The following is a 12,958-nucleotide window of genomic DNA, read 5'->3' as shown; positions in this document are numbered from 1 at the left end:
TTGGCGGCGGGCGCAGTCGTCGTCGCGTTAGCCGCTGCACCCATCGCCTCGGCCGAGCCGGTGGCGAACTGCACCAGCGACGTCGTCGACGGAGTCGAGGTGGATTACTGCGTCGGCAACCCCAATGCGAACACGGTCACTGGTGTGCCAGGGGTCAACGTGGATTTCGAGTTCAATGTGGGAATCGGGTTCGGATTCTGACCCGATCAAGTCCCCGCTCTCCCGTCGTCACCCCCACAGTCACCCGGCCGCCGGTCGCGAGTAGACCACCCGCGTGCGAAACACAATGTCTTGCAACGATCTTCGCCGCCGGTCGACCACCACCCACAGCAATCCGATCGGGAACAGCACGCAGCCGATCGCACGCAGTAGTCCGACGAGCAGGCGCACTCGCTGCGACCGTCGCCCAACGACCCGCAGGCCCATCGTCACCGCGCCGGCGGTCGATCCCGAGACCGTCCAGCATCCCGTGAGATACAGCACCGCGACGACAAAGGTGACCAGTGTGGAAAATACGGCGTTCAGCGACGGCAGGCTGAAGGCCGCGGGCGAATAGACAAGCCTCACCAACACCAGGCCTCCGTACAGCGCGCTCATGATCAGCAGAACCACCAGCAGGTCGATGATCGCGGCCAGCCCCCGGGTGACGATCCCGGCCGCCCGCTCCGCGTCGGGCACCTGCTCCGATGAGGTCACCGGTTTTCCCGGCCACGCCCCAGCATGCGGTCGACGATTCCGGCCACGACGTCGTCGGCGCGCTCGCCCTGCGTGCGGACGTCGGTCATCACCTCGGCGGTCATCGAGTTCGTCGACTCGCGAATGATCGCGGGCAGGTCGACGCCGTCGATCACCCTGTCCGCCAAGGCGATCAGATCGATCCGATTGATCACCGCCTCGATATCGAGATCAGCGGCAATGGCGTCGATATCCACGCGCTCGCGCACGAGCGCGTTCAGATCCATCTCGTCGAGAACCAAGTCCACCAAACCGACCGCGACGGCTGCCACCAGAGCCCTGAATTGGTCGGCGCTCTGCGTCACGAACCGGTCGCCGCGCTCGGACAGGCCGACGACACCGCGCCGCATCAGTCGCCCGAAGATCGGCAGTCTCTCCGCCACCCGGTAAACAGCCCCCGCGGCCTCCACTGCGATCGCCGCCGTACCCACCGCGGCGCCAACTACCGGGTTCTTCAGCGGGTCGACGTCGGTAGCCACTACCGCATCGTAGTTCTCATGGGACGGAAATCTGCCGCTTACGGCTGTGTGCCCTGCATCGCCGCGCGAGCAAGCCGCGGCGAGTGAAAGTAGCGCAGTGCCAACAGCAATGGCCTTTCGCGCAGATGGCTTATCGGCGTGCCATCTCCGACAGCCACGGGAAGGTTCGTCACAGATCCATCGGATGACTCCACCGCAGCCGGTTGAACCGTGCGAATCCGCGGTCGGTGCTCACCCACGTCGCGTTGTTCTCAACCGCGTAAGCGGCCACATAGGCGTCTGGAACGTCGTTGCCGCGCGCATTGATGTCGGTCGCGAGCTGGCGGAACGAAACCCAGTGACGCTCCCCTGCCCGAAGCATCATGGCCGCGGGAGCGGCAAGCAGCGCATCGACCGCCCGCCATGCTTCATCCGATGTCGTTGGCGAGCCGCTCGAGCAACGCGCGATAGTCCGCATGTTCGGGGAGATCGGCTCGATGCCAAGACATCAAATTGTGGTGCTCAACTGCTTTCCGCCAGCTCGTGGCGTGCTCATCGCCTGCGACATGTAGCGCGCGGCATCACCGGTGCCCGGCAGTCTCATATTCCCTTGGCGTCGTGATCGCTTCGTGCGTGGTCACTTCGGGGTTGGCCGGTTCGCGCCGGTCGCGCGGAGCCCGGTAGCCGTCTCTGCCCATGCTGAAACCGATCAGCAACAGCGCGCCAAGGACAACCAAGAACACGAGGCGCATCGTCATCTCGGCGCTCACGACTGGCGCGCCTTCGCACGCGAGCCCGCGAAGTTCATAATCAGAGGTCGGGTTTTTGCTAACATCAGACTCCTCGTGCTTTGCCCCACCCCGAGCTCAGGTTACTGGGTCGATAATATTTGCCACAATGGCATATCGGTGTGAAGTAGCCAACATTTCCCGGGCGCACCTCCCCGGCATGAGCTTCATGCTCGTCGCTCGAGACACGCGTCGTCGCTGTTGTTGTGGTGCCTGTCCGACGCTGATGGTCGGGCTGATTTGGTCCTGGTTCGGGTCAGTCCCGCAAGGTCAGACCACCAGCGGACTTTCTTCAGCGTGTCGCCGTGCCCGCTCCCACGGCCAGGTCATCAGGGCCCACACGATGAGGACGATCGTGATCTCGGCCAGCAGGTACACCGGCCACGGGCCCAATACGTCCAGCAGCGACGCCGTGGGCGGCTTCCGGTTGAGATAGCCGTAATTGGTTCCCGCGATCACGTTGAAGGTGAAGGTGAACGCCGCCCACCCGAAGGTCGCGATGACCGCGAAGCGGTAGTCGCGCCACGTCGGCCGCATCCGACGCCCCCACGTGAGATAGACGGCCGACCACACCACGAGCACGTGCAGCGTGAAGAACGTGAGGAAAAGATGGTGCGGGAAATCTGGCGCGCCCTCTTCTGGCGTGCCGACGTCCGGGGTGATCAACGCCTGTGAGCTGAGGACCAGTCCCCAGTAGTAGGTGAGCGCAAAGGCCCAATGTCGCTGCGACCACAACGCGTAGGCGGCCGTCAGTTCCGCGACATCGCATAGCTGCAGCGGCACCGAGGTGTCGAGGTTGGGCCGGATCAATTTGTAGACCAGCGCCACGACGAACGCCGCCAGGATCAAGGCCGCCAGCACGCGGCCGAGCAGCCGGGCCTGCGATTCGGTCTGCCGGCGTCCGATCCAGACCAGGAGCGCAGCGCCGATCGCGAACAACCCGAGCACCACCAAGTGTGATGGGCCGTATGCCGAGAACTCCCGTTGCGCTGCGAACAGCTCCATCGACACCCCCCGTTTCGTCGCACACTATTTCCCTCCAGGCATGCGATGGCCCAACTTGCCGCAGATCGGCCGAGAAAGGTTATTGACAGGCATGATAATTACGCGGACGCTTGTTAGCTGCAACGACATTTTCGCCCCCTTGTCGAGGGCCCGCGCGAACTGAGCAAAGGAGCGACTGATGGCCGACGTGGACTATTGCGTGGTAGGTGCGGGATTCGCCGGGTTGACCGCCGCTCTGCGCCTCAAACAGGCGGGTCATTCGGTGGCGTTGCTGGAGGCTCGTGACCGCGTCGGCGGTCGCACCTTCACCGAGGTGCGGGACGACTTGTGGATCGATCGCGGTGGTGCCTGGATCGGCCCGGGCCAGGACGCCATCTACGGGCTCATGAAGGAGTTCGGCGTGCCGAGCTACAAGCAGTACACCGACGGCGACGCGATGATGTTCGTCGACGGCAAGAAGTACCGCTATACCGGCACGATTCCGTTGTCGATGAGCCCGTGGGCGGTCGCCAACATCGGAACCGTCTTTCTCGAGCTGACCCAGATGTGCAAATCGATTCCGCTGGAAGCCCCTTGGGAAGCGCCCAAGGCGCAGAAGTGGGACAAGCTCAGCTGGGCAGCGTGGCTGGACCGCAACACCCTGTCGAAGCCCGCCTATGAGCTTTTGGAATCCTCCATCGCCGGCCTGTACACGTCAGCCGCCTCGGAGATCTCGCTGCTTTTCGTGCTCTACCAAATGGCGTCGGCCGGTGGGCCGAGCTTCGTGCTGGGGGTCAAGGACGCGGCCGAGGATGCCCGACCAGTCGGCGGCATGGGTGCCATCCATCGCGCGGTCGCGGCCGAGCTCGGCGACGCGATCCATCTGTCGCAGCCCGTCCGCAGCATCGCGCAGGACGCTGACGGGGTCACCGTCCGCTCCGACGACATGGTGGTGCGCGCCCGCCGTGTCGTCGTGGCGGTGCCGATCGCCATCGCCAGCCAGATCAACTACGAACCGATGCTTCCGATGGATCGATCGTTCCTGCACCAGCGGATGCCGCTGGGCGCGTGCTTCAAGATCGCGCTGGTCTACGACGAGCCGTTCTGGCGAGCCGACGGTCTGTCGGGCCAGTCGTTCGCCCCAGGGTCGCCGGCGAACCTCACCATCGACTCCTGCACCGACACCGGCAGTCCCGGCGTTCTCACCGTCATCACCGAGGGGCCCGTCGCACGCCAGATCGGCAAGCTCACCGACGACGAGCGCAAGAAGGCCGTACTCGACGCCGTCGCCGAAAGGTTCGGTGACAAAGCACGGACACCGGTCGACTACGTCGAGCAGAACTGGGCCGTCGAACGCTACTCCGGCGGCGGGATGATCTCCCACACCCCGCCGGGCGTGCTCACCGAGTTCGGCCCCTCTCTGCGCGAACCGTGCGGCCGAATCCACTGGGCCGGAACCGAAAGCTCGGCGGTGATGTACGGATTCATCGACGGAGCCGTCCGCTCCGGTGAGCGAGCCGCGACCGAGGTGATGGAGCGCGAAGCGATGACGGTGGCCTGACTCGTAGCTAGCGCGCGTCACGGGCGCCTATCACCCCCACGCACGCGTCGATCGGCCGTTATCGTGAGCCCGTGGAAGGGACGCCATTCGGCCGCTACCAGCTGATTGAGTTGCTGGGCCGCGTCGGCGCGAACCGCAATATCGTTCCCGGACAGGTTCTTACAGCCAATACGTCCTGTCTTCGCACCGGTGAGTAGGCAGTTGCGAACACCACCCTTCCCCTGACCGCAGCGCGCAACTCAAGGCCGGAATTGCAGAATTCGGTCGTCACCGTCGCGGGGGCTCCCCCGCCCGTCACGGTTGCTCGTGGTGAACCACAACGTGCCGTTTGGCGCCGCGACGACGGTGCGCAGCCGCCCGTACTGTCCGACAAAGAGCGGAGCCGCATCGCCCAGCGTCCCGTCACCTCCGACCGGTATCTGAAACAGCCGCTGACCGCGCAGGCACGCCACCCATAGCGAGCCACCGAAATAGGCCAGCCCCGAGGGCGATGCTTCGTCGACGGGCCACTGGATCAGCGGGTCGATAAGTCCCGCGGTGTCCGCGCGACCCTCGGCCATGGGCCACCCATAGTTGCCGCCGGGTTTGATCAGGTTGAGCTCGTCCAGCCGATTCGCGCCGTACTCCGTGGCCCACAGTCGACCGGCCGAATCCCACGCCAACCCTTGGATATTGCGGTGGCCGAACGACCAGACAGGCGACGCGGGATCGGGATTATCCGCGGGGATCGACCCGTCGGGGTTGATGCGAAGAATCTTGCCGCCCAACGACGACCGGTCCTGCGCCAGTGCCGGGTTGCCGCTCTCACCCGTCGCCACATAAAGCTTGCCATCCGGACCGAACGCGATGCGTCCACCGTCGTGGATGGAACCGGCGGGAATACCGGTGAGAATCGGGGACTGGTCGCTCAGCGCGCGACCGTCAAAGCGCATCCGGACCACACGGTTGTCTTGGCCCGTCGTCAGATAGGCGAAGACCGTTTGGTCCGCAGATGCGAGGCCCAGCAGACCGCCTTCCCCACGTGCCGCGACACCGGCCACCCCACCGACGTCGGTCGGCACGCCCGAGCCCGTCATGTGTTTGATTGCGCCGCTGTCCCGTTCGGCGATCAGTGCGCTGCCGTCGCCGACGAACGTGATGCCCCACGGCACGTCGAGGTTGGTGGCGACGTCTTCGGGGCCCCCGGCGTTCGGCTGCCCGCGGGATTCGACATCGTTTGCCCATGCGACGACCAACATCACCACCGAGGCAAACGCGACCATCACCCGCGTCAAACTCATGCGCATCAGCGGCCTCCTGACTCCGGCGATGACTCGCCACGCTGCGCGAGCCACTCGGTACCAGTACCCGGAATTGCCGCCCACGATTCTCAGGAATCGACGTTGAAGAAGCCGATCAGCGCCATCCCGCCGACGCCGACCGACAGCCCAAGCGGATAGTTCGCGAAGGATGCCTCCGGCCAGGCTCCTTCGGGGTTGCGGAACCGCACCGTCGAGTGGTCCGCCCCCACGATCGCGGAGGCGCCGACGGAAGTGAGCACGATGAATCGACCGTCGAACCAATCGAAGCCGACGGCGCCCGGTGGTGAGGGCATCGAAAACACACCGTCATTGCCAAACGGCAGGCCTCCGCTGGTGGCCGCGGTGGCAATAAGCGACTCCCCCATGTCGATGCCGAGGATCCATGCCGACACCGGCCTGAACTCGCCGGTGGTGAGGTTCGTCAGTCTCCCCATCTGCACCTGACCGCCAATGCCCACTCCGACGCCGAAGGTCACGGTCAGATCCAGCTTCCAGTTCATCGAGTCGCCGGCCAGGTAGGCCGGGTCGACGAGCATGTTCACCCATTCGAACACCAGCTCGACGCTGCGGTTCATCGCCTCCTCGCGCCCGGGCACGTTGACCCGCGGCTCTTCCGAGCCGTGGAACGCCGCTTGTGCGACCCTGTCCTCCGGGATGCCGTTGGCAATGAGGTACGCCCGCACGCGCTCTGCTCGGTCACGGGATAACTGGTGGTTGTTCGCCTCTGGACCGGTCTGGCTCGCACGGCCGACGAGCGCCACCACAGTGGAGTCGGGGTATTCGCGGAGGAACTCGATGTACCCCGCCAGCAGGTCGGTGTGCTTGACCAGCAGCGCGGAGCTGTTCACGTCGAAATCGTCCACGAAATGGGTTTCCCGCATACGGGACCGCTGGACCCGTTGTGCCGAGAAGCTGCGCTTCAGGTTCTTCGCCGATTCGATCACGGGGTACGCGGGCTGACTGCCGCTCATCGGGGCCTCCGTGGAACGATTTCGCCTCGCCACCTTCGTAATTCGTCAACGAGCGTCAGTCGTGGCGGACAGTCGTCGCGCGACGATTCGCCGTCGCGCAAAACGAATGTCAGCTCCGAAAGCGGCAGGCGCTCACCAGGTTTCAACGAGCCCTTCATGCGCGCACTGCGGCCCCCGTTGTACAGCCGCCAGCCGCCAAGGTCGACCGGCAGGCGACCTGCGCGCACCGCGAGCGTCTCGCCGTCCGGCTCAGCGACGGCCTCATCACGTGCGCCCGAAAAGTGTACGAGGAACAGCACTCTTGCTCGCACCGGTTTGTGCACACTGTCGGCGTACGCGCACTCGAGCACGTTCGCACCTGGCCGCAGCGGCGAGTTTCGCCTGTCCAGCGTGTGCGTCAGGCGGTACCGCCCGGCCTCGTGCCGCCACGCCGAGGCGCTGATCCTCAACCGGGTGCCGTTGAGCGTCAGCAGAAGCGGACCCGGCGTCTGGCCGAGCGCGGTGCGCGCGGCCTCCGGCACACCACGGATGGTGATTTGAACCGGAACGCGGTCGCCATACGCCCACGCCTCGTCGAGGGTGTCGGCGAGGGGCTGCGGGCTGCAGATCGTGATGTGCGCCGGGCCCTTTGCGGTTGCCCGTGCGAGGTCGCGCTCGGAGCGCTGCTTGGACTGCGTCACGTCCGTGCGCCGGGCCGCCAAGCCCGCCCGCTTGGCCTCGGCTGCGGCTTGCTCGCGGCGCGCGGTATACGCGGCCTGCAACGCCTGGTGGATTGCCGGCAGCCCCGTCACGACGTCGACCGCAACCCGAACGACGTCGTCGACTGAGATTTCGTCGGGCAGCTGTAAACCGGCCAGATCGTTGATCGTCTCCTCGACCCGATCGTTGATCTCGTCGGCCAGATCGCCGAGTAGCTCCAGAATGTCGCCGGCATCGCCGAACAGGTCCGCGAGGTCGTCCGCGATACCTCCGAGCACCCGCAGCGCTTCGTTCAACAGCGGACGCGCAATCCCGAACGCGAAGACGAACGCGCCCGCCGCGACCGCCAGTGCAAGATCCTGCCCATCCTGGTCCAGCTGGTCGAAGCCCGGGGCGCGCCGAGCGGCGTCCTCTGCCTTGCGGATTCCCTCGAGCTCGAGCGCGTCGAGAATCTCCCGGCGCCGCGAACCGCGTCGCAACGCCCGCGCGGCGGCGTCCAGCTGCGCCTCCTTCTCATGCGCCCACCGCGCCGCCTCCTCGAGCGCGTGCTGGATGGCGCGCGACAGCGCGATCAGCTGCCGGGCGAAAGAGACGATCTCGTCTCGAGCCCACTGCAACAGGTCCGCGGCTCCGCGCTCGACCTGATCGATCAGCGATGGAATGACCGCTGCGCCAAACGCTTCCAGGGCCGCAGTGATACGCGGAAACGCGACCGCGAACTGTTCGGCAAGCGTCTCGGTCTGCAGGGCGACGAGTTCAGCGACTGCGTTCGGCGCCGGGATGTAGGCGCAGGCCGCGATCTGGGCAAGCGTGTCGTTCGTGGCATCCGCGCTTGAGAGGTCGGCCTCGCCGTAGGCCGTGAAGAGAATCCGCCGGGTCAGCTCACGCACGGCGGCCCGGCGCTCGTCGGTGAGGATTTCGTCGCTTGTCGCCTCCGACAGGGCGAGCAGCAGCTCGGCCACCAGCACCCGGCTCGCGTCGGCGAGCGAGTCGAAATCGATTGGCGCGAGAGGAAAAACGCGTCGAGCCAGCTGCACCGCCGCCTCGGCGAGCCGGTGGCCGGGGTCGTTGCGTAGCTCAGCCGACAGCTCTGCCGCCGCATCGCTGACGGAGTCGGTGACGTGGTCGAGCAGGATGTCCGCCAGCACGACGACGTTGTTGAGCACGATCTTGCCGATCATCAGGCTCAGGCCCGCGCGCAGCGTGTCGCCGTCGACCGGGCGGCCCGCCACAAGATCGTCCACTCGGCGCATCGCGAAGTCGCGCATCATCGTCAGGCTCGGCCGTGCGACTTCGTCGAGCCACACCCGGCTGTCCGCGTCGTCCGGCAGCACGTCGTCGAGCGCCGGCAGCAGGTCGTCGAGCAGCAGCTCGTCGAGCGCCGTACCGGCCACCGTGCGCATCGCCTGGTACAGCTGGCTCTGTGTCAGATCGTCGCCGGTGGCCGCGCGCAACGCAAGCTCGACGAAATCGGATGCGGCAACACCGGTTTCGCGCGAGACGCATGTCAGCAAGGCGTAGAGGTCAGGCACCAGCTCCTCGAGAAGCGGAAGCAGATGGCTGGTCAAGAGATAGTCGACGACGGTGCCGAGGTCTAGCCGGTCGGGCACTTCTCCGATCAGCGGCGCCAGCTCCTCCCGCACGATTTCCGGCGTCTGGGGCAGTTCGACGAGGAACGCGTCGGCCGCTGCGCTGCGCAGCCCGATGACTCCGGCCTCGGCTTCGGCGTGGGCCGTGACGACGCCTCGGCGGATCGAGTCCGCGGCCGCCAGCGCCAGCCACATCCCCGCCAGCATGGGCCGCCACTGCGTCCGCGACTGCGGAGCGGCAAGGTCGAGCACTTCGGCCAGCACGGGGACGACCGGGGAGATCGTGAGGAACGTGAGCGGCCGGCCTTCAAGCGCATCGATCAGGGTCTGCGTCGCGTTCGCTCCGGCCTGGCGTTGTGCCGTCGTGAGATTCAGCTCGGCGACCCGCGTCGCCGCCTCGTCCAACGCAGAGCCGATCACGCTCGCCGCCGCGAAACCGAGCTTGTCGAGCGCAAAGCGCTGGAACTCGGCGATGAAGCAGTCCACGAGGATCTCGCCGGCCTGGCCGGGACGCGCCGCCAGCTCGGCCGTCGGCACCTGCGCAAGCTCGTACGCGGTGGCAAGCGAGGCGGGCAAAACATATTCCAGCGCCGCAAGATTGGGCCACAACGCGCGGGGAACCAGTGGGCGGGCCCCCTCGAGGATCGCGCCGGTGATGATGTCGGCGGCAGTCAGGAAGAAGCGCTTGGGGCTGTCCAGCCGCACGCCCGCGTAGAAGTCGTAGCCCATGCCCGCGCCAAGGCCGGCCTCGGCGTTCATTTCGATGACGAAACCGGCGTCGTCGTCGTCCGCAAGGCTTCCGCGCATATTGAGTTTGGCCTTGACCATCGCCGAGGCGGAGACCTTGCCCCACACCCCGGCCCCGACACGGGATTCGCGCAGCAGCGCGAGGAAGACCTCAAGGGCCGGCCCTTGGAGGAATTGGCGTGCGGCAAGGGCGATGTCGCTTGCGTCCAACCCGACCGAAAGCCGCCCGGCCAAAGACGCGTCGGCGTAGGCGCCGACCTCCGCGCTGAGTCCGACGCGGTCGAACAAGTCGATGGTCGCCTGTGCGTCGAGCTCGACTCCGGCCGCCGCCGAGGCCTGCCCCTCCGCGCGACCCGCGAGGAGCCACAACAACGCCAGGTCGGCATTCGCCTCGGCCGCGGCTTCGGCCGACGCTTCGGCCGAAAGGCCGTGACAGAGCTCGAAGCGCGTGGCGAAACTCAGCCGCGCTCCGCTACCGACGTCGCCGGCAACGATGCCCTCATCGAATCCGGCGCTTGCGTCGGCGGTGAAGACCTCGCCGCTCAAATTCGCTTCCGGCATGGATCTCTCCCGGCTGTGGAGCCTGGCCGATATTAACGTGAGCGACGGGGCTGTTGCGGGCGTTTAGCAGCACCGACGACCTACCCAATTGCGATCAACAGCGCCTGCTCTTCGACGGCGCGGACGCTGATCTCGAAGCTGCGCCCCACTTGAAGGTCCTTCAGCTTCTGCACAGCGAACGGGATGTCGTTGGTGAGGTGAACGGTAAATTCGTCCGTTGGCGCTCGTGACTCGACGAGCGCGGTAAGCGTGTCCTCGTGCGGATGGTGATGCTTGATCCCGTCCGCCGAGACCACGTAATGGATGGCATGGATCTTCTCGAAGAAGTCCGGCTTCATATTTCGCTCACTGCCATGGTGAGGGACCTTCATCAGATCCACGCGCAACGGACCGTCGCCGTCAAGGAGATTGGACGCTCTCAGCCCTGCAAGTATCCGATCGCCGCGTGCATCTCCAGTGAGCAGCGCCGTCTTCTGGCCATGTTTGACATGGAGGACGATGCTCGAGAGGTTGGGAATGGATTGGTCGTCGTACGCGGCGGTAATCACCTCCGGATTCTTCTCTTGCTTTGCCTTGCGCCAGCGATCAGCAAGTTTGGCGAGCGCCTGGTCGTCAGGACACACGACCGTGACTTCCAACCCATCGAGCGACGTCGAATCACCTTGCACCAGTTGGCCATTGAAGGGACTATTGCCATCCAGTCGCAGAAACACGGCAGCGTTGCGCAGCGCGCGGCCTTGGTTGTAGCTGGCCTTCATCACATCGCTGGTCTGTGCTCGCTCGAACAGCGGCTGTACCGACGCCGCCAGGCCTGGTTCCGCCTTGTCCACCAGTTCCTCGACCGAGTTGAACCACAGCAGGCCGACGGAGAAGGGCTCGGCCAGTTGGTCGTTCCTCGCCCTGCGGATATCGGCAAACAGCCGAACCAACCCGGCAACGTGGTCGTCGTCGATGTGCGACAGATAGACCACATCCAGATGCGGGATACCGTTCTGATCGCGCGGCAAGAGTCTCGTCAACGCGACTTTGAGGCCAGCCTCGTACACGCCGGTCGGCCCGCCGTCGACGAGCATGACCCGCGATGCGCCGTTGCCCCAGCGAGTAAGGAACGCGTCGCCGTGCTTGGCGTCGAAGAATTCAAAACTCAGCACCGGGGCCCCCGTCAGATTGATTGCATCGCCCTGAGTACGTCGACCAGACCGTTGCCCTGAAAATCGCGCTCTCGACCCAGGTCAGTCGCTGTGCTGCACAGAATGGACTTCACCCGTTCCGGACGCCCGAGCAATTCGCGGTAGCGCGCGACCAGCATCGCCGCAGCGCCGCTGACGTGGGCAGCGGCCTGACTCGTCCCATGCATGGCCGCGATACCGAGGCCAGGGACTGGCCCGTCGATGTCTTCGCCGGGCGCAAGAAGGTCTGGCTTGGCCCTGCCGTCTGCGGTCGGACCGCGACTAGAGAAGTAACTGACGCCGTGTCGGTGAGGATTGCTTCGATGCGTCGAGCCGACGGTGATTATCGAGTCGGTGTTTCCGGGGTCGGAGATGCTTGATGATTGGTAGCCGAAGCCGGTCGTTCTCATGACACCGGAGTAGCCGGAATTGCCTGCGGCAGCGACAACGATGACGCCTGAGCGACTCAACCGATCGCATTCGATGCACACCGGGGTCCATCCGCACGAGTGCGTAGCCACGTCGTGCGGTACGGACAGGCTGACATTCGCTCCCGCAATGACCATCCGCCCGGCCTGCTCATTGATGTAGCGAATCGCCTGCAATGCAGTGACAATCGCGAATTCGTCACCCTTGCCTTCGTCATCGAGCACCCGGAAGTCGTACAGCCGGATGTTCGGACAGATCCCCCGAAATTCGTTGTCGGGCCACCAACCACCGATGATGCCGGCGACATGGGTACCGTGCGGGTCCTGCGGCCGGACTTGGTCGTAGCTGCGATGGGGCCGTTGCGTCGGGTTCGGCGGAGGTGCCGCGTCGGGAAGTTCAATTTCAAGGTATGGCAGCGCCCGTGACCAGTCGATCAAGCCGTTTTCGAGAACATCGGCGAACAATGTATTGCGCTGAGCGACGAAGTTGAAGGCCCGTACGATTCGCGACGGCCCTTGCCGCGGGGCCGCCGGGCCCGGTTCCTCCCACCATTCGCTGAAGGCCGGATGCCGGGCGTCTATGCCGCTGTCGACAACAGCCCAACCTATGGAACTGCAGTCCACCGAAAAGAGCTGCTCTGCCGCGTCGGCCTTTACGGTCGTCCGTGATCTCGTGACGGCCGGGTTGGCTTTTCGATTTGTCGTCACCGACAGGACCGGATGCCGGCGTCGGCGGTCGATGACCTGTGCCTTCGGGTTCTCAAACGACCGCGGCGACGGCGTCCGTTTCGCTTGTGAGCGAAGCAGCATCTCGGTCACTCGTGCACGCGGATCGACCGCCGCCGTGCCTTCCTCTGCGCCGGCAACGACGGATTGCAAGAGCCGCACCAGCCAGACGAAATGCCGGGAGCGCTCCTTCTGCCGTTCTTCACTTTCGGCTGTCTCAAAGGAACGAGGCGGCGCCTCG

11 protein-coding genes and 1 pseudogene are annotated in these 12,958 nt (G+C 65.5%); 2 read left to right on the top strand and 10 right to left on the bottom strand.

Annotation, left to right across the window (positions count from 1 at the left end; translation table 11 throughout):
• The coding region (locus VJV41_RS23520) for a hypothetical protein (protein ID WP_325337774.1) at window positions 1-201 on the top strand (201 nt) is incomplete at its 5' end.
• 39 nt (window positions 202-240) lie between these two features.
• Here VJV41_RS23520 and VJV41_RS23515 read toward each other — a convergent pair.
• The 5 genes and pseudogenes from VJV41_RS23515 to VJV41_RS23495 all read right to left on the bottom strand — a co-directional run bounded on the left by VJV41_RS23515 (window position 241) and on the right by VJV41_RS23495 (window position 2,986).
• Window positions 241-696 (bottom strand): RDD family protein, encoded by a 456-nt coding sequence (locus VJV41_RS23515; RefSeq protein ID WP_325337772.1) that lies wholly within the window; start codon window positions 694-696, stop codon window positions 241-243.
• Window positions 693-1,214 (bottom strand): hypothetical protein, encoded by a 522-nt coding sequence (locus VJV41_RS23510; protein ID WP_325337770.1) that lies wholly within the window; start codon window positions 1,212-1,214, stop codon window positions 693-695. Before VJV41_RS23510 ends, VJV41_RS23515 begins: the two co-directional genes overlap by 4 nt.
• 169 nt (window positions 1,215-1,383) lie before the next feature.
• Window positions 1,384-1,702, bottom strand: a pseudogene (locus tag VJV41_RS23505) (TA system VapC family ribonuclease toxin).
• Between the two features lie 72 nt (window positions 1,703-1,774).
• Window positions 1,775-1,963 (bottom strand): hypothetical protein, encoded by a 189-nt coding sequence (locus VJV41_RS23500; RefSeq protein ID WP_325337769.1) that lies wholly within the window; start codon window positions 1,961-1,963, stop codon window positions 1,775-1,777.
• Between the two features lie 288 nt (window positions 1,964-2,251).
• Complete coding sequence (locus tag VJV41_RS23495) at window positions 2,252-2,986, bottom strand: TIGR02206 family membrane protein (protein WP_414685027.1); 735 nt, start codon at window positions 2,984-2,986, stop codon at window positions 2,252-2,254.
• A gap of 178 nt (window positions 2,987-3,164) precedes the next feature.
• On the opposite strand from VJV41_RS23495, the gene VJV41_RS23490 reads away from it, so the two are divergent.
• Window positions 3,165-4,526: a flavin monoamine oxidase family protein gene (locus VJV41_RS23490; RefSeq protein WP_325337767.1), complete on the top strand. Its 1,362-nt coding sequence runs from the start codon at window positions 3,165-3,167 to the stop codon at window positions 4,524-4,526.
• A gap of 239 nt (window positions 4,527-4,765) precedes the next feature.
• Here the strand turns inward: VJV41_RS23490 and VJV41_RS23485 are convergent, their stop codons facing one another.
• From VJV41_RS23485 to VJV41_RS23465, 5 genes are all read right to left on the bottom strand, one after another.
• Entirely contained in the window at window positions 4,766-5,806 is a 1,041-nt protein-coding gene (locus VJV41_RS23485; protein ID WP_414685028.1) for a PQQ-dependent sugar dehydrogenase, read from the bottom strand.
• A gap of 89 nt (window positions 5,807-5,895) precedes the next feature.
• Window positions 5,896-6,798, bottom strand: coding sequence for an OmpA family protein (locus VJV41_RS23480; protein ID WP_325337765.1), 903 nt, complete (start codon window positions 6,796-6,798; stop codon window positions 5,896-5,898).
• The gene (locus VJV41_RS23475) at window positions 6,795-10,394 is read right to left on the bottom strand and encodes a hypothetical protein (protein ID WP_325337763.1); all 3,600 of its coding nucleotides are present in this window, start codon (window positions 10,392-10,394) and stop codon (window positions 6,795-6,797) included. Before VJV41_RS23475 ends, VJV41_RS23480 begins: the two co-directional genes overlap by 4 nt.
• 80 nt (window positions 10,395-10,474) lie before the next feature.
• Window positions 10,475-11,467: a hypothetical protein gene (locus tag VJV41_RS23470; protein WP_325337761.1), complete on the bottom strand. Its 993-nt coding sequence runs from the start codon at window positions 11,465-11,467 to the stop codon at window positions 10,475-10,477.
• Between the two features lie 89 nt (window positions 11,468-11,556).
• Window positions 11,557-12,958, bottom strand: a 1,402-nt coding sequence (locus tag VJV41_RS23465) for a S8 family serine peptidase (RefSeq protein WP_325337759.1), incomplete at its 5' end; no start/stop codon positions are given.

Source organism: Mycobacterium sp., assembly GCF_035274705.1.
In the GTDB taxonomy this organism is placed as follows: Bacteria; Actinomycetota; Actinomycetes; order Mycobacteriales; family Mycobacteriaceae; genus Mycobacterium.
Note: the sequence above shows the minus strand (reverse complement) of the source record. Positions and strands in the feature narration are given on the sequence as shown.